The sequence below is a fragment of the Vibrio sp. A1-b2 genome, assembly GCF_021726015.1.
Taxonomy (GTDB): Bacteria; Pseudomonadota; Gammaproteobacteria; order Enterobacterales; family Vibrionaceae; genus Vibrio; species Vibrio diazotrophicus.
Genome location: NZ_JAKKCI010000001.1, coordinates 731,772 through 757,038, shown reverse-complemented (window position 1 = coordinate 757,038; position 25,267 = coordinate 731,772). Strand labels below are relative to the sequence as shown.

Below are 25,267 nucleotides of genomic sequence, written 5' to 3'. Positions count from 1 at the left end.
GGATTTTAAAGTTTGAAGCAAAGAATAATTACAGCGCTCATACTTGCACCTTTGGTGATTTTAGCCATTTTTTATCTCTCCCTTCCTTGGTTCATGGTTGCATTGGCAACGGTGACTTTTATTGGTTCATGGGAATGGACACAGTTTGTAAATGCTTCATCTCGTTACCTTGCCTTAGTCCCCGCAGTTATCGCTGGGGTAGGAAGTTACTTTTGGTTAGTCCCAGACGATGCTTGGTTCCATTCTCTCAGTAATTCTCATTTTTTGTTACTTATCGTGGGTAGTTTATGGTGGGTATTCTCTAGCTTTCTAGCTATTAGTTATCCTAAATCTCGCCCATGGTGGGAAAACTCCAATATTCTTCGCCACCTGTTTGGCCTTCTTACACTGATTCCGTTTTTCTGGAGTGTAATTTTCCTTCGAGCAGAAAATATTGCTGTTGATTCGTATCACGGTGCACGTCTAGTCCTGTTTGTTTGCTTTATCGTATGGTCTGCAGATAGCGGAGCGTATTTCGCTGGTAAAAGCTTCGGTAAGCACAAAATGGCGCCCGCTGTTAGCCCAAACAAAACGATGGAAGGCTTAGTAGGTGGTGTTATTGCGGCAATGTTGGTGGGTTGGATATTTGCCGATTTGTTTAGCATTCAATTCTCTTCTGTGCCTGTCATGCTATTCACCATCTTAGTAACGGTGGTTATTTCTGTGCTTGGTGACCTAGTTGAAAGTATGTTCAAACGAGTTTCCGGTATCAAAGACAGTAGCAATATTATTCCAGGGCATGGCGGTATACTTGATCGTATAGACAGCCTGACAGCCGCTTTCCCTGTTTTCGCTTTTCTTTACTTCATGCTTTAACAGATAGGCAAGCGCGTCTTGCCTATTCCTATTATTAACAACGGTTTTGCTATGCGTAAGTTAACGATTCTTGGTGCAACAGGCTCTATTGGTGCTAGCACACTTAAAGTAGTTAAAGAAAATCCAGAACAATTCCAAATTGTTGCTTTGGCGGCAGGTGTTAACGTAGAAAAAATGCGTGAGCTATGCCTGATTTGGAAGCCACAATATGCTGTGATGGCGACGGCTAAAGCTGCTCAAGAACTTTCCTTACAGTTGTCTGGGCTTAATCTTCGCACTGAAGTGTCATATGGCATTGATGCTATGTGTCATGTTGCCTCTATGGATGACGTTGATACAGTCATGGCCGCTATCGTTGGTGCTGCGGGCTTAGTGCCTACTATGGCAGCAGTTAAAGCAGGTAAACGAGTGTTACTTGCCAACAAAGAAGCGCTTGTTATGTCCGGCCAGTTGTTTATTGATGCTGTTGAACAATATGGTGCTGAACTTTTACCTGTCGATAGTGAACATAATGCTATCTTTCAGTGTCTACCTAGAGAGGTGCAGTCTCAGCTAGGTCGCTGTGATCTCACTTCAAATGGGGTGTCTCACATTTTGCTGACAGGTTCGGGTGGTCCATTTCGCTACAGTGATATCAGCACGCTAGCAAGTGTTACTCCTGAACAGGCGATAGCTCATCCTAATTGGTCTATGGGGCCTAAGATTTCCGTTGATTCGGCAACCATGATGAATAAAGGTTTGGAGTATATTGAAGCTAAATGGTTGTTTAACGCTTCAAGAGAGCAGCTTAAAGTGTTGATTCACCCTCAGTCGGTAATTCATTCCATGGTGCAGTTTAAAGATGGTTCCGTGATAGCACAGATGGGTGAACCAGATATGGCAACGCCAATCGCGTACACTATGGCTTATCCACATCGAGTTAGTGCGAGTGTAAAACCTCTAGACTTCACTCGTTTAAGTGAGCTGACATTCATGGACGTGGATTATCAACGATACCCTTGTTTGAAATTGGCTATTGATGCTTGTTATGAAGGACAACATGCAACAACATCATTAAATGCGGCAAATGAGATAGCAGTGGAGGCGTTCCTGAAAGGACAAATTCGCTTTACCGATATTGCAGTGATTAATGAACGTGTGTTGGAACAAGCATGTGGCTCTAATAACCAGTTACATTCCTACGACTTGGAAAGCCTACTAGAGCTAGATACAATGGCTCGCAAGCTAGCTAACCAAGCACTTAAAGAGCGTATATTATGAGTGGCATTTTGTGGAACTTTGTCTCCTTTATCGTTGCCCTTGGCATATTAGTCGCGGTGCATGAATTTGGACACTTCTGGGTTGCCAGAAAGTGTGGCGTCAAAGTCGAAAAATTTTCTATTGGTTTCGGTAAATCCATCTGGAGCAAAATTGGCAAAGATGGTACGGAATACAGCATCTCAATGATACCACTGGGTGGCTTCGTTAAAATGCTTGATGGGCGTGTGGACGATGTGCCTGCTGATCAGCAGTGCTATGCATTTGATAAAAAGCCACTTTGGAAACGTTCAGCTATCGTTGCTGCCGGTCCAGCATTTAACTTTTTCTTTGCGATTTTTGCCTACTGGCTGGTTTTCCTCGTCGGGGTCCCATCAGTTAAGCCTGTTATTGGCGAAGTTGTTCCTCATTCCATTTCAGCTCAAGCTGGTCTTGAGTCTGGTATGCAAATTAAATCCGTTGCGGGTGTCGAAACACTGAATTGGGAATCGGTCAACATGGGCTTGATCGACCATATCGGTGATAAGCAACTGGTAATGTCTGTAACATCTCAAGAAGGTGTTGGATTCGACGAAATTAAAACTTTAGACCTGTCAGAATGGAACTTTGATCCAGAATCAGAGTCTGCTATGGAGGCCTTAGGCTTTAAACCTTATACACCTGAAATTTATATGTCTTTACAGAGTGTATCCGAAGGGGGGGCAGGTCAGCTTGCTGGTCTTGAGGTTGGTGATGTTCTGACGCACATTGATGGTAATGCTATCAATGACTGGCAACAGGTCGTGACGGCTATCCAAAACAACCCTGACAAGCCACTTCAATTGAAAGTTGAACGACAAGGTGAAGAGTTATCTCTGGTTTTAACTCCTCAGGCAAAGAATGTTGCTCAGGGGAAAGTGATTGGCTTTGCTGGTATCGCACCTGAAGTCGCAGAATGGCCTGAAAATTATCGCTTTGATCTCCAATATGGTGTATTTGAATCGGTTGGTAAAGCGGTCGAAAAAACAGGGCAAGTTATTGGTTTAACCGTCAATATGTTGAAGAAACTTATTGTGGGTGATGTTGGTCTGAATAACCTAAGCGGTCCAATTTCGATTGCCAAAGGCGCGGGAACGACAGCCGATTACGGTTTGGTTTACTTCTTGGGCTTCTTAGCACTGATTAGTGTGAATTTAGGAATTATAAATTTGGTGCCACTACCGATGTTAGATGGCGGACACCTATTATTTTTTGCTATTGAGGGAATTACCCGTCGCCCAGTACCAGAAAAAGTACAAGAAATGGGCTATCGAATTGGTGGGGCAATCATTTTCTCCTTAATGGCCGTGGCATTATTTAACGATTTTACTCGCCTGTGATTGATTAGCATTAGGCAAAAGCTGTAGTAAGGAATAATTCAAATACATATGGCAATGAAAAAGATCCTTTTCGCGACACTGCTCGCAACCAGCGTGTCGGCGAACAGTGCCGAAAATTTTGTTGTACAGGACATTCAGATCAACGGATTGCAACGTGTGGCACTTGGTGCAGCTTTGTTGAAAATGCCAGTTCGTATCGGTGATTCTGTCGACTCTCAAGATGTTGCAGGGATTATCAAAGCGTTATACGCATCTGGTAACTTTGAGGATGTTAAAGTTCTAAGGGACGGTGATGTGCTGGTCGTTGAGGTGAAAGAGCGCCCGACGATAGCCACGGTCTCTTTCTCTGGTAATAAGGCAATCAAAGAAGAGCAGCTTCAGCAAAACCTAGATGCTTCAGGTATTCGAGTGGGCGAAGCATTAGATCGCACAACGTTAAGCAACATTGAAAAAGGCCTTGAAGACTTTTATTACAGTGTTGGTAAGTACAACGCGACAGTTCAGGCTGTTGTTACACCGTTGCCGCGTAATCGCGCTGATTTGAAGTTTGTTTTTACCGAAGGCGTTTCTGCAAAAATTCAGCAGATCAACTTTATCGGTAACGAAGTCTTTTCTGACGAAGAGCTTTTGTCTCGTTTTAACCTCAATGTTGATGTTGCATGGTGGAACTTCCTTTCTGATGATAAGTATCAGAAACAGGTTTTAGCAGGTGATATTGAGGCTCTTCGTTCTTACTATCTTGATCGTGGTTACTTAAAGTTTCAGGTTGAATCGACCAACGTTTCTATCTCTCCAGATAAGAAAGGTGTCTATATCACGTTGAACCTGACTGAAGGTGAACCTTATACAGTCAAGGGCGTAAAATTCCGTGGTGAACTTATCGGCAAAGAAGATGAGTTCAATGCCCTGATTCCGTTTGAAGATGGCGAAACCTATAACGGCTCTGCCGTTACTCAGCTTGAAGAGGGCGTAAAACGCGTTCTTGGTGAGGCGGGGTATGCATATCCTCAAGTTCGTACGATTCCAGAGTTTAATGACGAAACCAAAGAAGTATCCTTAGTTGTCAACGTAGAAGCTGGCAAGCGTATTTATGTACGCGACATTCGCTTTGTTGGTAACAATGCGACTCGTGACGAAGTACTTCGTCGTGAAATGCGTCAAATGGAAGGCAGTTGGTTAAGTTCGAAAGCGATAGATACGGGTAAAGCGCGTTTGAGCCGTTTAGGTTTCTTCGAAACTGTAGATGTACAAACAGTTCGAGTACCAGGCAGCGAAGACCAAGTTGACCTCGTTTATAACGTTAAAGAAGCCAACTCTGGCAGCGTAAACTTTGGTATTGGTTACGGTACTGAATCTGGTGTGAGTTTCCAAGTCGGTCTGCAACAAGATAATTTCCTTGGTACGGGTAACCGCGTTGGCATCAATGCAATGACCAATGATTACCAAAAGAACATCACATTAGAGTACCGAGATCCATATTGGAACCTTGATGGTGTGAGTTTAGGTGGTAAGGTTTTTTACAACCAATTTGAAGCAAAGGAAGCGGGTATTGTTGACTATACCAACGAAAGTTACGGTACCAACCTGACTTGGGGTTTCCCGTTTGATGAGTTAAACCGCTTTGAGTTTGGTATCGGCTATACCCATAATAAGCTCGGTAACTTGTCTCCTTACTTGCAGGTTGAGCGCTTCCTGATTGCACAGGCAAGCAATGTCGATAGCGATGGCAGCTTGGTAACAAATGACTTTGATATCAACCTATCTTGGACGCGCAACAACCTGAATAAAGGTTATTTCCCGACCGCGGGTAACTATCAACGTGCTTTTTATAAAATGACCGTACCTGGCTCTGACGCACAGTTCTTTAAACTGCAGTATGATGTCCGCCAATATTTCCCATTAACCAAGAAACATGAGTTTGCGTTGTTGCTTCGCGGTCGATTGGGTTATGGTAATGGTTATGGTCAGACGGATGGTAACGACAACTTGTATCCATTCTATGAAAACTTCTATGCGGGTGGTTTCACCAGTTTAAGAGGTTTTGGGTCAAACTCCGCTGGCCCGAAAGCCGTTTATCGTGATTATTCGGGCTCCAATAATGGTTCGGATATTGCCTCTGATGAATCTGTTGGTGGTAACGCGATCGCATTAGGTAGTATCGAGTTAATCGTTCCAACGCCATTTGCATCGGATGAAGCTCGAAATCAAATCCGTACCAGTATTTTCTTCGATATGGCAAGTGTCTGGGACACAGAATTTGACTACCGTGATGGCGGCGCAGATTATGGTAACGAGTACTACTATGACTACTCAGATCCAACCAATTATCGTTCATCTTACGGTGTTGCATTACAATGGATGTCACCGATGGGCCCTCTGGTCTTCTCGTTGGCTAAGCCGATAAAAATTTACGAAGGGGATGATGAAGAGTTCTTCACATTTACCATCGGTAAAACGTTCTAATAGAGGAAAGTATTTTGAAAAATATGATGAAAGCTGCTGGTGTTAGTCTTCTTGTTCTTAGCTCATCAATGTTCGCAAATGCAGCTGAAGCAGCGCAAAAAGTCGGTTACATCAATACTGCGCAAGTATTCCAAGCACTGCCACAACGTGAAGTTGTGCTGCAAAAAATGAAAGCTGAGTTTGAAGACAAAGCAGCAGAGCTTCAAAGCATTCAAGCGCAAGCTAAAACCAAAATTGAAAAACTAAAACGTGACTCTTCTCTGATGAGCCAAGATGAAGTTGAAAAACTGCGTATCGAAATTGGTCAGTTGGACAGCACTTATAAAATCAAAGCTCAAGCACTGGACAAAGCGTCTGCTCAACGTGAAGCGGAAGAAAAGCAAAAGCTATTCCACGTGATTCAGGAAGCTGTGAAGAAAGTAGCAGAGAAAGAAGGTTACGATATGATCATTGATATCAGCGCTATGCAATACGGAAAGCCTGAGTTCAATATTTCAGAAAAAGTAATTAAATCAATCAAATAACTAGCTCTTATAGACAAAAGCATTTAAACATGAAAACACTGACTTTAGCTGAATTAGCAGCAATTACTGGCGGTGAGTTACACGGTGATAGCAATGCTGTTGTTCATCGTGTTGCACCAATGGACAGCGCACGAGAAGGCGATGTGACCTTCTTGTCGAATCCTAAATACAGCAAACACTTAGCGGAATCAAAAGCAACAGTGTTGATGGTGAAAGAGTCAGAGCGAGCGCTGTGTCCGTCGAATGTGTTGGTTGTTGCTGACCCTTACGTTGCCTTCGCTAAGGTAGCTCAAGCGTTAGATTTGACGCCTGTACCGGCTGAAAATGGTGTGGCTGTAAGTGCCGTTGTCGCTGCAGATGTAGTTATGGGTACTAACGTTTCTATCGGTGCCAATGCTGTGGTCGAGTCAGGTGTTGAGTTGGGTGACAACGTGGTGATTGGTGCTGGCTGCTTTATTGGCAAAAATGCCAAATTGGGCAACAACACCAAACTTTGGGCGAATGTCAGTGTTTACCATAGCGTTGAAATCGGTTCAGACTGCTTGATTCAATCAAGCACAGTGATTGGTTCCGATGGCTTTGGTTATGCGAATGAGCGTGGCGAATGGGTTAAGATCCCTCAAATCGGTTCTGTAAGAATTGGTAACCGTGTTGAAATTGGTGCATGTACCACGATCGACCGTGGTGCGCTAGACGATACCGTGATCGAAGATAACGTGATCATCGATAACCAAATTCAAATCGCTCACAACGTGCACATCGGATATGGTACAGCCATGGCTGGTGGTACAGTTGTTGCCGGAAGCACTCACATTGGTAAGTACTGCATTATTGGTGGTGCAAGCGTTATTAACGGCCACATTACTATTGCTGATGGTGTCACTATCACGGGTATGGGTATGGTAATGCGCAGCATCGAAGAAAAAGGCATGTACTCGTCAGGTATTCCTTTACAGCCAAACAAAGAGTGGCGTAAGACTGCAACTCGTGTTCATCGTATTGATGAGATGAACAAGCGTCTTAAAGAAGTTGAAAAGCAATTAGCGCAAAAAAACGACGCTTAATGGCATATTTTACAGACCTTTGTCGATAAGGCTCGCAAAGTGCGAGTCTTTTTCTTCTATACTCAAGTGACCTCAAGATACAGGATTCAGAGCTTCATCAACGAGCCCAGTTCAAGATAAATAACGGTAGGAATGGTGTTCCCTTTCAACGTTATTTAGCGCAGCAATGGGCTCGTTGATGAGCTCCCGAAGGGCGAGTTTTATTCGCTCTTATGCTGCGTTACTGCTTTTCTACGTAGAATGGCTATGTATTCAAATCAGTGCCTTGCCTAAGAGCGAATAAATTCTCGCAGAACAAGCATCTTGAAGTCACTTGAGTATATAATGCCGAAAAGATTTTTTTAAAATTTAATGAATAGGAATATGACTTTGACGACTGAAAAGAAAACGATGAATATCACCGAAATTCAGGAGCTACTTCCTCATCGCTATCCGTTTTTGTTGATTGATCGCGTAACAGATTACGAAGAAGGCAAATATCTGGTTGGCCTTAAAAACGTTTCAGTAAATGAACCTCAGTTTACAGGTCATTTTCCGCAGCTACCGATTTTCCCTGGCGTACTTATTCTTGAAGCTATGGCTCAAGCTACGGGTTTGCTAGCGTTTAAGTCTTTTGGCTCATCGAAAGAAAATGAACTTTACTACTTCGCAAGTATCGATAATGCAAAATTCCGCAAGCCAGTTGTTCCGGGTGACCAGCTGATTATCGAAGTAGAATTCTTGAAAGAACGTCGTGGTATCGCACTGTTTAATGGTGTCGCGAAAGTAGACGGTGAAGTTGTATGTTCTGCTGAACTAAAATGTGCACGTAGAGAGTTTTAAAATGATTCACGAATCAGCAAAAATTCATCCAAGCGCAGTTGTAGAAGAAGGTGCGGTGATTGGTGCAAACGTAACTGTTGGACCTTTTACTTACATCACTTCAGGCGTGAAAATTGGCGACAACACAGAAGTGATGTCGCACGTTGTTATCAAAGGTAATACGGTCATCGGCAAAGAAAACCGTATTTTCCCTCATGCTGTTATTGGCGAAGAAAACCAAGACAAGAAGTACGGCGGTGAAGATACTACGGTCGTTATCGGTGATCGCAATGTGATCCGCGAAGCGGTGCAAATTCATCGTGGTACAGTGCAAGACAAAGCGACCACTGTAGTAGGTAATGACAACCTGCTTTGTGTTAACGCGCATATCGCACACGATGTGGTTGTTGGTAACCATACGCATATTGGTAACAACGCTATTTTGGGCGGCCATGTAACAGTCGAAGACTACGCTGGTGTAATGGCGCTATCTGCCATTCACCCATTCTGTAGTGTCGGTGCTTATGCTTACGTTGGTGGCTGTTCTGCGGTTGTTCAAGACGTACCTGCATACGTACTTGCACAGGGTAACCATGCAACGCCTTTCGGTTTGAACCTAGTAGGTTTAAAACGTAACGGTTTTGAAAAAGCGGAGATTCGCGCAATTCAAAAAGCGTACAAAGAGATCTACCGCTCAGGTAAAACGCAAGCAGAAGTGCTGCCAGTGCTGAAAGAGATTGCGCAAGAGTGGCCTGCTGTAGAACGTTTCATTTCCATTTTGGAAACGACGGAACGTGGCATCATTCGTTAATTTGCGATTGAACTGACGATTGGAAAAGATCGCAGCTTAAATGCTGCGGTCTTTTTGTGTTTTAAGGCTAGCGATATTCATTTGCTATGCTCACATTCTTCCATAATTTAAGGCTAAAAGTATGTCTGAAGCGAGAAAGCCGCTGCGCGTAGGTATTGTTGCCGGAGAGATGTCTGGTGATACGTTAGGTGAAGGCTTTATCAAAGCAATTAAGCAGCAATACCCAGACGCAGAGTTTGTCGGTATTGGCGGTCCGAAAATGATAGCTCAAGGGTGTGAGTCGCTCTTTGATATGGAAGAGTTGTCTGTAATGGGCTTAGTTGAGGTGCTTGGTCGCTTATCTCGTCTACTGAAAGTCAAAGCTGAATTGGTTAAATACTTTACCTCTAATCCGCCAGATGTGTTTGTGGGCATCGATGCGCCAGACTTTAATTTGCGCCTTGAGTTGGACCTCAAAAATGCAGGTATCAAGACTGTGCATTATGTCAGTCCGTCAGTATGGGCTTGGCGCCAAAAACGTATTTTTAAAATTGAAGCGGCGACCAATCTTGTTTTAGCATTTCTACCGTTTGAAAAAGCCTTTTACGATAAGTTTAATGTCCCTTGTGAATTTATTGGGCACACGTTGGCAGACTCGATTCCGTTGCAAAATGATAAATTACCAGCACAGCAACTTCTTGGACTTGATCCAACACGCCGTTGGTTAGCTGTATTGCCGGGGAGTCGTGGTGGTGAGATGCAAATGCTCGCACAACCATTTATCGAAACCTGTCAAAAACTGCGTGATAAATACCCTGCTCTTGGTTTCGTTGTTGCCTTAGTCAATCAGAAGCGTCGTGAGCAGTTCGAAGCCGCTTGGAAAGAGACGGCTCCTGAACTCGATTTTGTGCTGGTGGATGATACCGCGCGTAATGTCATTACCGCTTCAGATGCAGTGCTATTGGCTTCTGGCACAGTGGCGCTGGAATGTATGCTTTTAAAACGTCCTATGGTTGTCGGTTACCGCGTTAATGCATTAACGTATTTCTTGGCGAAGCGATTAGTGAAAACACCTTATGTGTCACTGCCGAACATATTAGCCGAGCAAGAGCTGGTAAAAGAATTGCTGCAAGACGAGTGTACCGTAGAAAACTTGGTGCATCATGTAAGCCAACTTTTGGATGGTGACAATCAAGCGATGCTGGAAAAATTTGCCGAAATGCATCAATGGATTCGAAAAGGTGCAGATGAACAAGCTGCTCACGCTGTACTGAAATTAATAGAGAAAGCGTAATTATGTCGACAAAAAAGACTTCAGCGAAGAAGCCTCCCCAAGAGTTACCTCCGTTTGAAATACCACAAGGCTATCAGTTTATTGCCGGTGTGGATGAAGTGGGGAGAGGGCCTCTCGTTGGAGATGTGGTGACTGCCGCTGTGATTTTAGATCCTAACAACCCTATTGAAGGCTTGAATGATTCTAAAAAACTGAGCGAGAAAAAACGTCTTGCGCTTTTACCTGAAATTAAAGAAAAAGCCCTCGCTTGGTCAGTAGGGCGTTGTAGCCCCAAAGAAATTGACCAACTGAATATATTTCAAGCCACTATGTTTGCTATGCAACGTGCGGTTGAAGGTTTGGGGATTAAGCCTGATTTAGTATTGATTGATGGTAATAAAGTACCTCAGCTACCTATGGACGCGATTGCCGTTGTCAAAGGTGACTTACGAGTGGCGCAGATCAGTGCCGCTTCAATCATTGCAAAAGTCGTTCGCGATCAGGAAATGGAACAGTTAGACAAAGAATTTCCGCAGTTCGGTTTTGCTAAACACAAAGGTTATCCAACCAAAGCGCATTTTGAGGCGATTGAACAACACGGCGTGATTGAGCAACATCGCAGAAGTTTTGGCCCCGTTAAACGTGCGTTAGGCTTGGAATAAGCCCTGCAATACGTTTGGTATTGACGTAGAATACCCCCAATAAAAGCGAATATTGAGTATCTAGGACAGAATTGAATGTCAGACCCTAAGTTTATCCACTTACGTATTCACAGTGATTTCTCCATGGTTGACGGCCTGTCAAAAGTGCCTCCTTTGGTTAAAAAAGTGGCTGAAATGGGCATGCCAGCGATGGCATTAACCGACTTTACCAACTTGTGCGGCTTAGTTAAGTTCTACGGAACTGCACACAACTGCGGCGTGAAACCTATCATAGGTGCGGACTTCACCATGCGTTCAGAAGAGTTTGGTGATGAGCTGACCCGAATTACTATCTTGGCGAAAAATAATGTTGGCTATAAAAACCTGACTCTTCTTATATCAGAAGCTTATCTGCGTGGTCATGTTCAACACCAACCTGTGATTGATAAAGAGTGGTTAATCAAACATGCGGAAGGTTTGATTATTTTATCCGGAGCTAAACAGGGTGAGATAGGTAAAGCGCTACTTAAAGGTAACCAACCACTGGTTGATAAGTGCGTAGAGTTCTATCAAACCTACTTCGCTGACAATTTCTATATTGAGTTGATAAGAACAAGCCGTGCGGATGAAGAAAGTTATCTTCACTTTGCATTGGAAGTGGCGGAAAAAGAAGGCTTACCTGTTGTTGCTACGAACGAAGTGGTGTTCCTGACAGAAGAGTTCTTTGATGCACACGAAATTCGCGTGGCTATCCACGATGGCTATACATTAGAAGACCCGCGCAGACCGAAACTTTATAGCCCACAGCAATATTTACGTTCTGAAGACGAAATGTGTGAGCTGTTTGCTGATATCCCAGAAGCACTGCAAAACACGGTCGAAATAGCCAAGCGTTGTAATGTTACTGTTCGATTGGGTGAATACTTTCTTCCTGCATTCCCAACAGAAGGGATGCTGGAAACTGAATATTTGGTTAAAAAATCAGAAGAAGGCTTGGAAGATCGTCTGGAGTTCTTGTTTCCTGATCCAGAAGTTCGAGCTCAGCGCCGTCCTGAATACGATGAACGCCTGAAAGTTGAGCTTGAAGTAATCAACAACATGGGTTTTCCAGGTTACTTCCTGATCGTAATGGAGTTCATCCAATGGTCCAAAGATAACGATATTCCGGTAGGGCCGGGGCGTGGTTCTGGTGCCGGTTCTTTGGTGGCTTACGCCCTGAAAATTACAGACTTGGATCCGCTTGAGTACGATTTGCTGTTCGAACGTTTCTTGAACCCAGAACGTGTATCCATGCCCGATTTCGACGTCGACTTCTGTATGGATAAGCGTGACCAAGTTATTGATCACGTGGCAGAAATGTATGGTCGTGATGCTGTATCACAGATCATCACCTTCGGTACTATGGCGGCAAAAGCGGTTATCCGTGATGTGGGGCGTGTCCTTGGTCACCCGTTTGGATTTGTCGACCGTATTTCAAAACTCATCCCGCCAGATCCCGGCATGACGCTGGAGAAAGCCTTCAAGGCAGAGCCCGCACTTCCTGAGTTATATAACTCAGACGAAGATGTCAAAGAGCTGATTGATAAATGCCGAATTCTAGAAGGTTGTACTCGAAATGCCGGTAAGCATGCTGGTGGCGTAGTAATTTCGCCAACCACAATTACTGATTTTGCACCTATCTACGCAGATTCAGAAGGCCATTTCCCTGTTACTCAATTTGATAAGAATGACGTTGAAACCGCTGGTCTGGTTAAGTTCGACTTCTTGGGTCTACGAACCTTAACTATCATTGACTGGGCATTGGGCTTGATTAACCCTCGAATGGATAGAGAAGGTAAAGAGCCTGTACGCATTGAGTCTATCCCATTAGATGATCCTGCGTCCTTCCGAGTGCTGCAGAATTCAGAAACCACTGCGGTATTCCAGCTTGAATCTCGCGGTATGAAGGATTTGATCAAACGTCTTCAGCCTGACTGTTTCGAAGATATCATCGCATTGGTGGCACTGTTCCGTCCGGGGCCTTTGCAATCAGGCATGGTAGATAACTTTATCGACCGTAAACACGGCCGTGAGGCGATCTCCTATCCGGATGAAACTTGGCAGCATGAATCTCTCAAAGAGACGCTTGAACCAACCTACGGCATTATCTTGTATCAAGAACAGGTAATGCAGATAGCCCAGATCCTTGCCGGTTATACTCTTGGTGGCGCAGATATGTTGCGTCGTGCAATGGGTAAGAAAAAGCCAGAAGAGATGGCAAAGCAGCGTGCAGTCTTTGAAGCGGGAGCGATCAAAAACGGCGTTGATGGCGAATTATCGATGAAAATCTTCGATCTTGTAGAGAAATTCGCTGGATATGGCTTTAACAAATCGCACTCGGCAGCCTATGCTTTAGTATCGTATCAAACACTATGGCTGAAAACGCACTTCCCTGCGGAGTTCATGGCAGCGGTAATGACCGCTGATATGGATAACACAGAAAAAGTCGTTGGCTTGGTGGATGAATGTATACGTATGGGGCTGAAAGTACTTCCGCCAGATATTAACTCTGGCTTATATCGCTTTAATGTCGATGAAACAGGAGCCATCGTGTATGGTATCGGCGCGATTAAAGGGGTGGGAGAGGGTCCAATCGAAGCGATACAAGAAGCACGAGAAAAAGGCGGTTACTTCAAAGACCTGTTTGATTTCTGTGCTCGTATTGATTTGAAAAAGGTCAATAAACGCGTAATTGAAAAGCTGATTTTGGCGGGTGCTTTGGACCGTTTAGGCCCACACCGCGCCGCTATGATGGCGTCACTGAACGATGCTGTGAAATCAGCAAGCCAACACCATCAGGCTGAAGCGTTTGGTCAGGCAGATATGTTTGGTGTATTGACGGATGCGCCGGAAGAAGTCGAACAGAAATACACCCAAGTCCCTGAGTGGCCAGAAAAAGTTTGGCTAGAAGGTGAGCGTGAAACTTTGGGGCTTTATTTGACAGGCCACCCAATTAACGCCTATTTGAAGGAACTTAATCGATATACTAGCTGTCGTTTAAATGAAGCGACGCCAACGCGCCGTGATCAATCGATTACAGTGGCTGGTTTAGTCATTGCAGCGCGTGTGATGACGACTAAGCGCGGAACCCGAATTGGTCTGATGACTTTGGATGACCGTTCCGGTCGCATGGAGGTGATGTTATTCTCTGATGCGCTTGAACGGTATGCAGAATTGTTAGAAAAAGATAAAATTTTGGTGATTTCCGGACAGGTCAGCTTTGATGACTTCAACGGTGGCCTTAAAATGTCGGCGCGCGAAGTCATGGACATGGGCAGCGCACGTGAAAAATATGCCCGTGGCTTATCAATATCGATAGAGCAATCTCAAATTGATGAGCAGTTTTTTGAGCGTTTTAGTGAAATACTTACGCCTCACCGAGCAGGAACGGTTCCTGTCAATGTATACTACCAGCGCCCTGATGCGCGAGCGCGTCTAGTACTTGGTACAGAATGGCGTGTCACACCTAGCGATACATTGTTAGACGAATTGCAACAGCTACTTGGCAATGATCAGGTAGAACTTGAATTTAACTAAAATTCAGCGACGCCAAGGGCAAGCTGAGTAAAAAAGGATAGGTAGATGAGCCTAAATTTTCTAGATTTTGAAAAACCAATTGCCGAACTTGAAGCTAAAATTCAGGCACTGCGTGACATGTCTCGTCACGGTGGTAACGACTCAGTTGACCTCGACAAAGAAATTGCACAACTAGAAAAGAAAAGCTTAGAGCTGAAAAAGAAAATTTTTGGCGACTTAGGTGCATGGCAAGTAGCGCAATTGGCGCGTCATCCAAAGCGTCCTTACACGCTTGATTATATTGAACATGTCTTCACTGAGTTTGATGAACTAGCGGGTGACCGCGCTTTTGCAGATGACAAAGCTATCGTTGGTGGTATCGCTCGTTTAGAAGACCGTCCAGTGATGATTATTGGTCATCAAAAAGGTCGCGAAACTCGTGAGAAAGTAAAACGTAACTTCGGTATGCCAAAGCCTGAAGGTTACCGTAAGGCACTGCGTCTGATGGAAATGGCTGAGCGTTTTAACATGCCAATCATTACTTTTATTGACACTGCTGGCGCATACCCAGGTGTTGGTGCAGAAGAGCGTGGTCAGTCTGAAGCTATCGCTAAAAACCTCAAAGTGATGTCAGGTTTGAAAGTACCTGTTATCTGTAACGTTGTCGGTGAAGGCGGTTCTGGTGGCGCATTGGCTATCGGTGTGGGTGATTACGTAAACATGCTTCAATACTCTACGTATTCAGTAATTTCTCCAGAAGGTTGTGCATCAATCTTATGGCGTGATTCAGATAAAGCACCACAAGCAGCCGAAGCTATGGGTCTGGTTGCTCCTCGTTTGAAAGAGCTAGAACTGATTGATGAAATCATTGAAGAGCCTCTAGGTGGTGCGCATCGTAACCACGAAGAGACGGCTGCGAACATGAAAGCAACGCTACTACGTCAGTTAGCGGATCTAGAAATTCTGGATACAGATTCTCTACTTGAACGCCGCTACCAACGTCTACTGAGCTACGGTTACTGCTAATCGTTGCTCTGAACAAGTAGCAACTAAAGCTGATTGTTTTGCTAAAGGGTTGGATTCATTCCAACCCTTTTTGTTTATCTGGCTTAACGTTACACTTAACCCCAGTTTCTTGTTGATAGCCTTACTGGTTGATAAACCTACTATGCTCGATTTGTACTCTCACTTTTGCCAACAGTTGAATGCATACTCTTCCCGCCGTTTCGTTCTCGCTTTGAGTGGCGGTGTTGATTCTCGTGCTCTGTTGTCGCTGCTCGCACGTTTTCGCGATGAATGCGGTGCATCAATTGCGGCGGTACATGTTCATCATGGTTTGAGCAGCAATGCAGATCATTGGGCTGAGTGCTGTCAGGCATGGTGTGATGACTCTGCTATCCCTTTGACTGTAGAACGAGTGCATCTGGATACTCAATGCGGAGAGAGTATTGAAAAGCTTGCTCGCGATGCTCGCTATGCGGTGTTAGCTAAACATGTGCAAGCGAATGATGTACTGCTTTTAGGTCAGCACGCAGATGATCAGATAGAGACATTTTTACTCGCCCTTAAACGAGGGAGTGGGCCAAAAGGTTTGGCTTCTATGGCTCCTTCTGCGCCATTTTCAAACGGTTTGATGTTACGACCGCTATTGAGTGTCAAACGCGCTGATATAGAGGCTTTTGCGGCGAAGAATCATCTAACTTGGGTAACCGATGAAAGTAATGATGATGTTCGCTACGAGCGCAATTTCATTCGTCACCAAGTCACACCTATTCTCAGTCAGCGTTGGCCATCGATTCACCAAGCAGTTCAACGTAGTGCGGAGTTGTGTGCTGAGCAACAAGCTTTGCTTGATGAACTCTTACGAGATGAACTTGTACAAGCACTTCATTATGATGGAAGTTTGAAACTAGATACATTGAGCGCGAAAAGTGATGGTGTACGTCGGCAAATCATCCGCCAATGGTTAGCTAATCATCAAATGGTGATGCCAAGCCGTAAACATACAGAGATGATTTGGCAGGAAGTCGCTTTGGCCACTGCTGATGCTAATCCAAAACTGAAACTTGGCGAGCGAGAGATCCGCCGTTTTGATAATCGTCTATATTGTGTTGAAGAGAGTCGAGATATATCAGACTGGAAAAGCCCAATTTTGCTTGAACAAAATCTGCCATTGCCCGATGGCTTAGGTGTTTTGAATCTTACTCAGTATAAGGGTGAAATTCGACTGCCAGAAAGGGTGGAAGATTTGTGGGTGAGCTTTAATCCTGAAGGATTAAGTGCATGTCCGGTAGGAAGGATCGGCTCAAGAAAGTTGAAAAAGCTCTTTCAGGAATACGGTGTGCCGAGTTGGCTAAGACGCCGGACGCCGATACTCATGTATCAAGATAAAGTGGTTGCGGTGGCAAATTTGTTTGTTGATCGTGATTTCAGTGGGCAAGATTGCACGCTGGTTTGGGACAAGCGTTAATTTTCGTGCCAGAATTAACCCTAGTAGTAGCAGTGATATAAAAAGAAAATTCAATAACATAAGGAAGAGCAATGAATAAATTAGCATTGAGTGTTGTTTTAGGTCTTGGACTTCTAGCGGGTAATGCAGTCGCTGGAGATGTGGCTGCTGGTAAAGCAAAATCAGCGGTGTGTGCAGCGTGTCATGGTGCGGATGGTATTGCGGTTATTCCGGGATATCCGAACCTCAAAGGACAAAGTGAACAATACATAGTGTCTTCTATTAAAGCTTATAAAGCGGGTCAGCGTACTGGTGGACTTGCACCAGTAATGCAAGCACAAGCTTCTATGTTGAACGATGCCGATATTGCTAACTTAGCCGCTTACTACGCAAGTTTGAAATAAGTATAAAGCGACTTAATTATTTGATTGTTTTCAAGGGCTAGCGGATAATGCCGAGCATTGATACAAGTTTAAGGGATGAACATGAAAAAAATTGAAGCCATTATTAAGCCATTTAAACTCGATGATGTTCGTGAAGCGTTAGCTGAAGTGGGTATTACGGGTATGACGGTATCCGAAGTCAAAGGCTTTGGTCGTCAAAAAGGTCACACGGAACTGTATCGTGGCGCTGAATACATGGTCGACTTTTTGCCAAAAGTGAAGTTGGAAATTGTTGTTAACGAAGATGTCGTTGACCAATGTGTCGATACTATTATCGAAACCGCTCAAACAGGCAAAATTGGTGATGGTAAAATTTTCATTACTGATGTCGAACGTGTTATCCGTATTCGTACTGGCGAAGAAGACGAAGACGCAGTTTAGAAAAAAGGAGCGAATGCTCCTTTTTTTACATCTCATCGCAGATGAAATTCAGATATCTTCTTTCCTCCACCAAGATTTTTACGCCTAGCTTGTACTTGTTATGAAAAAGCGCTATTTGCTGTTATTTGGCTTATTGAGTTGTCTAGCGATAGTCTTCTCTGGTTATAAGCTGGTTTTTAACATTCCAGAGCACCCTCAACTGATCACTGTCGGCGAAAACAGTGTCGGGCAACCGTTAGTTTGTTTTCAGGACGACAAAGCTTTGCCTCTAGACCAGCAAGGTCAACTGGGCCTTCTAGTGTGGAATATCTATAAGCAGAACAGAGAGGGCTGGAGCGAAGAACTTAGCCGTTTAAGTTCAGATGCGCAGTTACTGCTGCTGCAAGAAGCTAGTCTTAATTCAGGATTAAAACAATGGTTATCAGATCAAGGATGGGAAGGTAATCAGGTCAATGCCTTTAAAGTGATGGGGGAGTCTGCGGGAGTCATTAATCTTGCCCGGACTACACCTAACTTAGCCTGTGGTTATACAGAGATGGAACCTTGGTTACGACTTCCTAAGTCGGGAATCTATGCTCGATATCCTCTCAGTAACGGGCAAGTACTCGCTGTCGTGAATTTGCATGCGGTTAACTTCACCTATGGCACAAATGAATACCAACTTCAGTTACAGGCATTAGCCAATGAATTGAGTCAGCATACAGGCCCCATCATTGTTGCTGGAGACTTCAATAGCTGGAGTGAAGAGAGAATGAGAGTGATGAAGCAGGTACTGACTTCTTTAGGGCTGAATGAGGTCAGTTTTTCTCCTGATAACCGAGTGCGTTTTATCAGCGGCCTACCGTTGGACCATGTGTTTTATCGGGGCTTAAAGCTAGAAAATGCAAAAGCGCCCGAATCGGACGCTTCTGATCATAACCCTTTACTGCTTAGCTTTAGCTTATTGCAATAGTGATAGCCCAAATGCCGTAGTAAGCAACCCAAGGCAGGGTAGCAATAACGATTGCCTGAGCGCGCTCTATTTGCGTCCAAGTAATGACCGCTGCATAACCGAGGAAAATATACCAAGGCAATAGCAGAGGGAATGAACTGGTAAAGGGGGACCAAGGATTGGTTAACGGCAGCTTAATTAAGCCATTCACACTGTTGAGATCGGCTGCGTAGCTCATTACTTGTCCATGCTTTAACAGCATGCTTGCATAGCTGGCTAGATCGCCGATGACGGCTGGAAAAATGACAACTGAGCTTGCTGCAAACCATTTCCAGAAACCTAATTTTGTTGAGCCTTGGCGGGTTGCAAGGTTAAACCAAAGCGCCAGAAGAATAATGGTCAGAGTTCGGCTCATAACGTCACTAATGATTTCACTCGCCAGTAAAGTATCAGCTTCCAGCAAGTGAATAAGATCAGGATTCGTCGCTTCCATCTGAGGGGATAAGCCAGCTTTAAGCCATTCAAAATCGACGTTTGCGAAATAAGCTCCCCAGAATAGGAACGGAGTGATCAGCAGGACAATAAATGGCTGCCATCCCCATGCACTTCTTTCATACAGTGCAGCAAAGCAATCTTGAGGTGAACGGAATATATCCACCAGCATAATTAAAGGATTACTGGACGGGTTCATACACTAACCTTAGTGACATCGACATAGAGTTTAAGATTCTGACCTGGTTTCAGGTATTTGTTATTAGACAAGTCATTCCATTTCACTATGTCTGCTGTTTTCACTTTGAACTTGCTGGCAATAGCACTGAGTGTATCGCCGTTACGCACTTTATAGAAAACCGTGCGGATGATCGCGCCATCAGTATTGTTTTTCCAAATCACCAGTTTTTGCCCGATACTCAAGGTATCTCTTGGCCCCATTCCGTTCCATTTAGCCAGAGAAGTGGTCGACACATTGTGTTTACGAGCGATTGTCCATAGGTTGTCACCTCTGGCAACAGTATGAGTCAGCTTGTATTTGCCTCTAGCAATAGATTGGGTTTTCTGCAGACGGTTATTAGCACTCAGAACATACGCTTTCTCATCTTTCACCGATGTTGGAATCATCAAATATTGTCCAACACGTATAGAGTTGCCTGAAAGATTATTGGCAGTCTGAATTACTTTAGTTGTTGTGTTGTGATGTGCGGCAATCACACTTAGGCTGTCGCCACTTTTCACTTTGTATCGAACTAATTTCATTCCTTCTCCACGGTGCTTTGCTGCATTCGCTAGGAAGGTGTCTGCTTTATCGACTGGTAGAAGTAGTTGGAATGGACCGTTCGGTGCGGTAGCCCATTGATTGTATGCAGGGTTGTAGCTTTGAAGTTCTTTAACATCCAAGCCTGCGTATTTTGCTGCGATAGCAAGATCCAGTTGTTCCTTAGGATCGACCAACTTCAACACAGGTTTATTGGCAATGGCAGGAAGTTGGATACCGTATTTTTCCTGATTAGCGATGATGTCAGCAAGTGCGAGTAGCTTTGGCACATAACCGCTGGTTTCTTCAGGTAAATCGAGTGAGAAGAAATCGATAGGTTTCCCTAAGCTTTTGTTTTTGCGAATAGCACTGGAAACTCGACCGCCGCCACTATTATAAGCCGCGATAGCGTGTTGCCAGTCACCGTCGAAACGCTTACTTAAATTGGTTAAGTATGTCAGAGCTGCATCGGTTGAAGCATCAACATCGCGCCGACCGTCGTACCAGAAGTTCTGCTCAAGGCCGTACATTTTTCCTGTTGCAGGCACAAACTGCCATAAACCTGCTGCGCTACCGTGTGAATAAGCAAAAGCATCAAACGCACTTTCTACAATTGGCAAAAGGGCTAGCTCAAGCGGTAAGCCTCTTTGCTCAATTTTCTCGGTAATTAGGTATAGGAATGGTTGTGCACGCTCAGCCACTTTTTGTAAATGGCTTGGATGTTTCAGGTACCAAGTGCGGTAGTAGTCGACCGATTTTTGCTTGGGAATACCCATAGTAAGTTGCATGGCAATGCGCTGCCAGACATCTTCTTGTTCTTGTGGCGTAATCACGACAGGTTCAACAACGCGTTCAACGGGTACTGGTTTCGAAGCTACCGTTGGTTTTTTCTTAGTGACTTGCTGTTGAGGCGTGTTTACTTCAACGTCGTTTTGTGTGGTTTGTTCTGCTGTCTGGTTAAGTTGGCACCCGGCCAATAAGAGAGCCAACAGACAGCTGGTTTTTACTCGCATGCAAAACAATCTTTTCAATAAATGGCTGGTGATAATACTTGTCTATTAATTACCCTGACAAGTGGCAAATTCCTAAAAATCGTTTTTCCATTCGCGTAATGCGGTAAATATTGATATAGGATCATTTTGTTTTGTGCGATTTGCTACCGACTTGATTACGCTCGCCTCTCTTGTACGCAAGAAGGGGTTTATCCATTTCTCTTTTCTTAGCGTGGTCGGAATGGTCGATTTGTTTTGAGCTCGAAGACGAATCACTTCATCACGATAAATTTGTAACTGTTCGTTATTTGGCTCAACAGCAATCGCAAAAGCAATGTTGCTCGCGGTGTATTCATGAGCGCAATACACTTCGGTTTCTTCTGGTAAGGCTAGAATTTTTTCTAACGAAGTAAACATTTGTTCCATGGTGCCTTCGAATACTCGTCCACAGCCACCTGAGAAAAGCACATCACCACAAAACAGCTTGCCATCACCGGCATAGCCAATATGGCCTAAAGTATGCCCCGGTAATCCCAGCACCCAGAAACGTTCATCAAACAACTCAATTTGGTCACCAGCGGTAACTTTTTGGGTTAAATAAGGTACAGGGTCATCACTTGGGCCAATGATTTCGATATTCGGATACTGCTTAGCAAGCTCGCGAATTCCGCCAGTATGATCCTTATGATGGTGGGTAATTAATATTGTTTCTAACGTGAGATGGTGTTGTTCCAAATAAACAAGAACAGGCGTGGCATCGCCTGGATCAACAACAGCGCAACGGTTGTCGCTATTTTGAATCAGCCAGATGTAATTATCGTTAAATGCAGGTATGCTTTTGATCTGTAACATGAGTTGTCTCCAGTCACCTTGGTGAAGCGGGTTAGCGATGAAACCAGCACGCAGCGAAAAAAAAATTGAGAAGCCTCATTCTTGGTCTCAATTGAAAAATGGTCAATGGGTTAGTGAGTCTATCCAAACACGGCTCGATGAGTGGTGCCCGAAACTCTTTGGTTATCATATGCTAAAACTGGGTGGCTTGAGTTGCGAGCTTGCCAGTTGTAACTGCAATATTCAACATCAAGTCCATTTGGATAAACAAAATCCATTGCATACAGTTATCGCCGATGACTTCGATTTGCCCTTCTTCGAAAAAAGCATCGATACAGCAATCCTTGCACATCAACTGGATTATAGTAGTGACCCGCATCGTATGTTGCGAGAAGTGGACAGAGTACTGATTGATGATGGCTACATTATTATCACGGGTTTTAATCCGATCAGTTTCACGGGTCTTGCGAGCTTAATGCCGTGGCGCAAAAATAATTTGCCTTGGAGCGGTCGAATGTTCACGCCAAATCGAGTCAAGGACTGGCTAGGGCTGCTGAACTATCAGGTGATTGAGTGTGACCAATATGCACTGTTTCCGATGCAAAGGTACCGCACATTCTGGACTTGGTTGGAAAATGGCAGAGGGGATTTTGGATCAACGTTTTGTAGCTTGTATTTTATTGTTGCCCGTAAGCGTACCTATCCACTTAAACCGATTAAGCCACACTGGCGCTTGAAACGGCGGCTTTCTCCTGTTGGAGTAAACTACCGCATCAAACACGATGAAAATTAGCGGTTATTCGGGCTGATAACCTACATCTTCTTCTGTTGGGTTTTCAGCTGCCGCTCGTGCTAGTTCGTCACACATTTCGTTTTCTCTGTGTCCTGCATGACCTTTTACCCAATGCCAGTCAACTTGGTGACGAGCCGTTTCATGGTCAAGCGCTTGCCAGAGATCCGCATTTTTGACGGGTTTATTGGCAGAGGTTTTCCAATTGCGCTTTTTCCAGTTGTGGATCCACTGAGTGATACCTTGGCGCACGTACTGACTGTCCGTGGTTAGGATTACATGGCAAGATTCTTTGAGCGTTTGCAACGCAACAACGGCTGCAAGCATTTCCATGCGGTTGTTCGTGGTGAGCTTATAGCCTTTTGCTAGGGTTTTTTCGTTGTTTTTGTAGCGAAGAACAACACCATAACCGCCAGGGCCTGGGTTGCCTAAACACGATCCATCAGTGAAAATTTCCACCTGTTTCTTCATGATTTGATACTATTGGGTTACGCACACATTTGGCATAGTCTGACATATATATCCTTATGAATACTAGCAGCAATTCTGAATACGACCGCATTGTGGTTCTCGATACCGAAACCACGGGTATGAACCTAGAAGGCGGTCCACATTACGAAGGTCACCGAATCATTGAAATCGGTGCGGTGGAGATCGTCAATCGAAAACTCACCGGACGCCACTTTCACGTTTATCTAAAACCGGATAGACCTATTCAAGATGAAGCGGTTGAAGTTCACGGTATTACCGATGAATTCTTGGTTGATAAACCAGAATATCGTGACGTTCATGAAGAATTTCTAGAGTTTATTAAAGACGCTGAATTGGTCGCACACAACGCGCCCTTCGACGTCGGTTTTATGGACTATGAATTTTCTAAGTTAGCTGGCTGTTCACTTAAAACCGCACAGATCTGCAAAATCACCGATACCCTTGCCATGGCGAAGAAAATCTTCCCCGGCAAGCGCAACAACTTGGACATTCTCTGTGAACGTTATGGCATAGATAACTCGCACCGAACGCTTCACGGCGCTTTGCTCGATGCTGAGATTCTTGCTGACGTTTATTTGTTGATGACCGGTGGGCAAACGTCACTTCAGTTTAACGCTGGCTCACAAACCGATGGCGAGAATGGTGCTGGATTGATTAAGCGAGTAGAAAGTGGACGAAAAGCGCTAAAGGTATTGATGGCTACCGCCGATGAAATAGAAGCGCATCAAGAACGTTTAGATTTAGTCGCGAAGAGTGGTTCTTGCCTTTGGCGTCAATAGTCTTTGGCGTCAGTAAGAGTGGTCTATTTTAGGAGATGATATGTTGAGGATTGGAATTGCTCTTTTGGGGCTCCTCTTGAGTTTGAATACTTTCGCTAGCCGTGAATCCTCACTTTCTTTGTTAGATAACCGATTTCGTGTTGATCCAACCATTACTCAAATAACGTTTGTCATTTACCGTGAGCAAGGTTCTCAGCCAGTAGTGTTGGTGCGCCCTGATGGTAGAAAGTATTACGCGACAAAAAATCCAGATAGTGTGCGTTGGTATCAAGAACCGACGATGGACATTATTTCTATCGACAACCCAATGCCGGGGCCTTGGCAAGCAATAGGTAAAGTTTCACCTAAAAACAACGTAAAGCTGATTTCACACCTACAGCTGACCTCAGATACCTTTCCAACCCGAATTTATCAAGGCGAGGAAATGAAGTTCACGGCTCGCTTAACCTCAGATGGCAAACCTTTACTGCTCAAAGACTTCCTTGAAAGAGTGAATCTCAAAGTCACTTTTCGTAAATATATTGAAGATGAAGAGAACTTAGTAAAAGAGGCGCGACCTGTACCAACAGTGATTGGTGAGTTTGCTGATGATGGGCGAGATTTAGATGAAAAGCCCGGTGACGGCGTCTTTACGGTTAAGCTCAATATTACGCCGGAACCCGGCAAATATCGGGTGCGAATTACTTCTGGCAATGGTGTGTTTTTACGAGCGCTTGAACAGGAAGTGTTGGTATACCCATCGCCACTTACTTCGAGCTTTATTCAGTCGCGTATCGCGAACGAACCTCATCAGGTTGTGATCAGTGGTGAACAGGGGATGATCGAGCCCGGCTCACTTGCTGCGCACATTCGCCATCAATCGCCCGATAATAAAGAGTTTCTGGTTGAAGGGGTTGCCGAGCCTGAATCATTAAAGATGACGCTTACGGTTCCCTATGATGGAGATTTAGGTAACTACGCGTGGGAAGGTGGTGTTTATGCGACCGATCTGGCTTCTAAGCGCCCGCTTTATTTTCCGATTAAAGAGAGTACTTACAGTGTGGTTCAAGAGCTCGATCTTGAACAAGCTCGCTTGATGCAGGAGGCGGAAGCAGAGCAGCGCCGTAAAATCGCTCAAGAAGAGATGCTACAAAAGATTCGTGAAGAACGACGTACTCAATACATTATTTATATCGGCATCGGTAACGTGATTGTGATTATTCTGGCGCTGATAGGTTGGTTCTTTATGCGTAAGTTTAAAGCTCGTAAGGAAATGCTTCCTGAAATGCAGCTCAACATGCCAAAGAAATAACACAGAGCGGATAATAGGAAAGGGAGGTTAAACCTCCCTTTTTTACGTTTTAACT

General features: G+C 44.4%; 23 protein-coding genes. 19 read left to right on the top strand and 4 right to left on the bottom strand.

Features of this window, described 5'->3' with window-relative positions; all coding sequences use genetic code 11:
* Window positions 1–12 precede the first annotated feature (12 nt).
* The 16 genes from L3V23_RS03480 (at window position 13) to L3V23_RS03405 (ending at window position 18,806) form a co-directional block, all read left to right on the top strand.
* A complete protein-coding gene (locus L3V23_RS03480) occupies window positions 13–855 on the top strand; it encodes a phosphatidate cytidylyltransferase (RefSeq protein WP_102966140.1) in 843 nt (280 codons plus the stop codon).
* Between the two features lie 51 nt (window positions 856–906).
* Entirely contained in the window at window positions 907–2,115 is a 1,209-nt protein-coding gene (gene ispC, locus L3V23_RS03475; protein WP_102966167.1) for a 1-deoxy-D-xylulose-5-phosphate reductoisomerase, read from the top strand.
* Window positions 2,112–3,470, top strand: coding sequence for a sigma E protease regulator RseP (rseP, locus tag L3V23_RS03470; protein ID WP_102966141.1), 1,359 nt, complete (start codon window positions 2,112–2,114; stop codon window positions 3,468–3,470). The genes ispC and rseP overlap by 4 nt, the downstream gene beginning before the upstream one ends.
* 48 nt (window positions 3,471–3,518) lie before the next feature.
* The gene (gene bamA, locus L3V23_RS03465) at window positions 3,519–5,933 is read left to right on the top strand and encodes an outer membrane protein assembly factor BamA (protein ID WP_102966142.1); all 2,415 of its coding nucleotides are present in this window, start codon (window positions 3,519–3,521) and stop codon (window positions 5,931–5,933) included.
* Window positions 5,934–5,947: 14 nt separating this feature from the next.
* The gene (locus L3V23_RS03460; protein WP_042480118.1) at window positions 5,948–6,457 is read left to right on the top strand and encodes an OmpH family outer membrane protein; all 510 of its coding nucleotides are present in this window, start codon (window positions 5,948–5,950) and stop codon (window positions 6,455–6,457) included.
* A 29-nt stretch (window positions 6,458–6,486) separates the two neighbouring features.
* Complete coding sequence (gene lpxD / locus L3V23_RS03455) at window positions 6,487–7,521, top strand: UDP-3-O-(3-hydroxymyristoyl)glucosamine N-acyltransferase (protein WP_102966143.1); 1,035 nt, start codon at window positions 6,487–6,489, stop codon at window positions 7,519–7,521.
* 390 nt (window positions 7,522–7,911) lie between these two features.
* Window positions 7,912–8,343, top strand: a complete 432-nt coding sequence (fabZ, locus tag L3V23_RS03450) for a 3-hydroxyacyl-ACP dehydratase FabZ (RefSeq protein WP_174435408.1) — start codon at window positions 7,912–7,914, stop codon at window positions 8,341–8,343.
* A gap of 1 nt (window position 8,344) precedes the next feature.
* Window positions 8,345–9,133: an acyl-ACP--UDP-N-acetylglucosamine O-acyltransferase gene (lpxA, locus tag L3V23_RS03445; protein WP_102966144.1), complete on the top strand. Its 789-nt coding sequence runs from the start codon at window positions 8,345–8,347 to the stop codon at window positions 9,131–9,133.
* Between the two features lie 121 nt (window positions 9,134–9,254).
* Window positions 9,255–10,406, top strand: a complete 1,152-nt coding sequence (gene lpxB / locus L3V23_RS03440) for a lipid-A-disaccharide synthase (RefSeq protein WP_237291913.1) — start codon at window positions 9,255–9,257, stop codon at window positions 10,404–10,406.
* A gap of 2 nt (window positions 10,407–10,408) precedes the next feature.
* Window positions 10,409–11,047, top strand: coding sequence for a ribonuclease HII (gene rnhB, locus L3V23_RS03435; RefSeq protein ID WP_237291912.1), 639 nt, complete (start codon window positions 10,409–10,411; stop codon window positions 11,045–11,047).
* A gap of 75 nt (window positions 11,048–11,122) precedes the next feature.
* Complete coding sequence (gene dnaE / locus L3V23_RS03430) at window positions 11,123–14,602, top strand: DNA polymerase III subunit alpha (protein ID WP_237291911.1); 3,480 nt, start codon at window positions 11,123–11,125, stop codon at window positions 14,600–14,602.
* A 45-nt stretch (window positions 14,603–14,647) separates the two neighbouring features.
* Complete coding sequence (gene accA / locus L3V23_RS03425; protein ID WP_042480096.1) at window positions 14,648–15,607, top strand: acetyl-CoA carboxylase carboxyl transferase subunit alpha; 960 nt, start codon at window positions 14,648–14,650, stop codon at window positions 15,605–15,607.
* Window positions 15,608–15,749: 142 nt separating this feature from the next.
* Entirely contained in the window at window positions 15,750–17,051 is a 1,302-nt protein-coding gene (gene tilS / locus L3V23_RS03420; RefSeq protein WP_102966168.1) for a tRNA lysidine(34) synthetase TilS, read from the top strand.
* A gap of 71 nt (window positions 17,052–17,122) precedes the next feature.
* Window positions 17,123–17,434, top strand: coding sequence for a cytochrome c (locus L3V23_RS03415; protein ID WP_042480094.1), 312 nt, complete (start codon window positions 17,123–17,125; stop codon window positions 17,432–17,434).
* Window positions 17,435–17,515: 81 nt separating this feature from the next.
* On the top strand, window positions 17,516–17,854 hold the full coding sequence (gene glnB, locus L3V23_RS03410; protein WP_042480092.1) for a nitrogen regulatory protein P-II: 339 nt from the start codon (window positions 17,516–17,518) through the stop codon (window positions 17,852–17,854).
* A 100-nt stretch (window positions 17,855–17,954) separates the two neighbouring features.
* Window positions 17,955–18,806, top strand: coding sequence for an endonuclease/exonuclease/phosphatase family protein (locus L3V23_RS03405; protein ID WP_102966147.1), 852 nt, complete (start codon window positions 17,955–17,957; stop codon window positions 18,804–18,806).
* Here the strand turns inward: L3V23_RS03405 and L3V23_RS03400 are convergent.
* From L3V23_RS03400 to gloB, 3 genes are all read right to left on the bottom strand, one after another.
* A complete protein-coding gene (locus L3V23_RS03400; RefSeq protein ID WP_102966148.1) occupies window positions 18,790–19,476 on the bottom strand; it encodes a YIP1 family protein in 687 nt (228 codons plus the stop codon). The genes L3V23_RS03405 and L3V23_RS03400 overlap by 17 nt on opposite strands.
* The gene (locus L3V23_RS03395; protein WP_102966149.1) at window positions 19,473–21,050 is read right to left on the bottom strand and encodes a LysM peptidoglycan-binding domain-containing protein; all 1,578 of its coding nucleotides are present in this window, start codon (window positions 21,048–21,050) and stop codon (window positions 19,473–19,475) included. The genes L3V23_RS03400 and L3V23_RS03395 overlap by 4 nt, the downstream gene beginning before the upstream one ends.
* Window positions 21,051–21,122: 72 nt before the next feature.
* Window positions 21,123–21,881 carry a hydroxyacylglutathione hydrolase gene (gloB, locus tag L3V23_RS03390; protein WP_102966150.1) on the bottom strand — a complete coding sequence of 253 codons (759 nt, stop codon included), beginning with the start codon at window positions 21,879–21,881 and terminating at the stop codon, window positions 21,123–21,125.
* 37 nt (window positions 21,882–21,918) lie between these two features.
* Between gloB and L3V23_RS03385 the strand changes: the two genes are divergently transcribed.
* A complete protein-coding gene (locus L3V23_RS03385) occupies window positions 21,919–22,653 on the top strand; it encodes a methyltransferase domain-containing protein (protein WP_042480077.1) in 735 nt (244 codons plus the stop codon).
* A gap of 3 nt (window positions 22,654–22,656) precedes the next feature.
* On the opposite strand, the gene rnhA is transcribed toward L3V23_RS03385, so the two are convergent.
* Window positions 22,657–23,121 carry a ribonuclease HI gene (gene rnhA / locus L3V23_RS03380; protein ID WP_042480075.1) on the bottom strand — a complete coding sequence of 155 codons (465 nt, stop codon included), beginning with the start codon at window positions 23,119–23,121 and terminating at the stop codon, window positions 22,657–22,659.
* Window positions 23,122–23,177: 56 nt separating this feature from the next.
* Here rnhA and dnaQ point away from each other — a divergent pair, with 56 nt between their 5' ends.
* Together dnaQ and L3V23_RS03370 are read left to right on the top strand one after the other, a co-directional pair.
* Window positions 23,178–23,921, top strand: coding sequence for a DNA polymerase III subunit epsilon (gene dnaQ / locus L3V23_RS03375; RefSeq protein WP_102966151.1), 744 nt, complete (start codon window positions 23,178–23,180; stop codon window positions 23,919–23,921).
* Between the two features lie 40 nt (window positions 23,922–23,961).
* The gene (locus L3V23_RS03370) at window positions 23,962–25,212 is read left to right on the top strand and encodes a TIGR03503 family protein (RefSeq protein ID WP_237291910.1); all 1,251 of its coding nucleotides are present in this window, start codon (window positions 23,962–23,964) and stop codon (window positions 25,210–25,212) included.
* The last annotated feature ends 55 nt before the right edge of the window (window positions 25,213–25,267 follow it).

Excerpts from the sequence above, each read along its gene's own strand:
- glnB (WP_042480092.1), top strand. The coding sequence starts at position 17,516 with ATGAAAAAAATTGAAGCCATTATTAAGCCATTTAAACTCGATGATGTT.
- rnhA (WP_042480075.1), bottom strand. The coding sequence starts at position 23,121 with ATGAAGAAACAGGTGGAAATTTTCACTGATGGATCGTGTTTAGGCAAC.
- L3V23_RS03415 (WP_042480094.1), top strand. The coding sequence starts at position 17,123 with ATGAATAAATTAGCATTGAGTGTTGTTTTAGGTCTTGGACTTCTAGCG.
- L3V23_RS03385 (WP_042480077.1), top strand. The coding sequence starts at position 21,919 with ATGAAACCAGCACGCAGCGAAAAAAAAATTGAGAAGCCTCATTCTTGG.
- lpxA (WP_102966144.1), top strand. The coding sequence starts at position 8,345 with ATGATTCACGAATCAGCAAAAATTCATCCAAGCGCAGTTGTAGAAGAA.
- rseP (WP_102966141.1), top strand. The coding sequence starts at position 2,112 with ATGAGTGGCATTTTGTGGAACTTTGTCTCCTTTATCGTTGCCCTTGGC.
- L3V23_RS03370 (WP_237291910.1), top strand. The coding sequence starts at position 23,962 with ATGTTGAGGATTGGAATTGCTCTTTTGGGGCTCCTCTTGAGTTTGAAT.
- dnaE (WP_237291911.1), top strand. The coding sequence starts at position 11,123 with ATGTCAGACCCTAAGTTTATCCACTTACGTATTCACAGTGATTTCTCC.
- ispC (WP_102966167.1), top strand. The coding sequence starts at position 907 with ATGCGTAAGTTAACGATTCTTGGTGCAACAGGCTCTATTGGTGCTAGC.
- L3V23_RS03400 (WP_102966148.1), bottom strand. The coding sequence starts at position 19,476 with ATGAACCCGTCCAGTAATCCTTTAATTATGCTGGTGGATATATTCCGT.
- dnaQ (WP_102966151.1), top strand. The coding sequence starts at position 23,178 with ATGAATACTAGCAGCAATTCTGAATACGACCGCATTGTGGTTCTCGAT.
- fabZ (WP_174435408.1), top strand. The coding sequence starts at position 7,912 with ATGAATATCACCGAAATTCAGGAGCTACTTCCTCATCGCTATCCGTTT.
- bamA (WP_102966142.1), top strand. The coding sequence starts at position 3,519 with ATGGCAATGAAAAAGATCCTTTTCGCGACACTGCTCGCAACCAGCGTG.
- rnhB (WP_237291912.1), top strand. The coding sequence starts at position 10,409 with ATGTCGACAAAAAAGACTTCAGCGAAGAAGCCTCCCCAAGAGTTACCT.
- accA (WP_042480096.1), top strand. The coding sequence starts at position 14,648 with ATGAGCCTAAATTTTCTAGATTTTGAAAAACCAATTGCCGAACTTGAA.
- gloB (WP_102966150.1), bottom strand. The coding sequence starts at position 21,881 with ATGTTACAGATCAAAAGCATACCTGCATTTAACGATAATTACATCTGG.
- L3V23_RS03405 (WP_102966147.1), top strand. The coding sequence starts at position 17,955 with ATGAAAAAGCGCTATTTGCTGTTATTTGGCTTATTGAGTTGTCTAGCG.
- L3V23_RS03395 (WP_102966149.1), bottom strand. The coding sequence starts at position 21,050 with ATGCGAGTAAAAACCAGCTGTCTGTTGGCTCTCTTATTGGCCGGGTGC.
- lpxD (WP_102966143.1), top strand. The coding sequence starts at position 6,487 with ATGAAAACACTGACTTTAGCTGAATTAGCAGCAATTACTGGCGGTGAG.
- lpxB (WP_237291913.1), top strand. The coding sequence starts at position 9,255 with ATGTCTGAAGCGAGAAAGCCGCTGCGCGTAGGTATTGTTGCCGGAGAG.
- tilS (WP_102966168.1), top strand. The coding sequence starts at position 15,750 with ATGCTCGATTTGTACTCTCACTTTTGCCAACAGTTGAATGCATACTCT.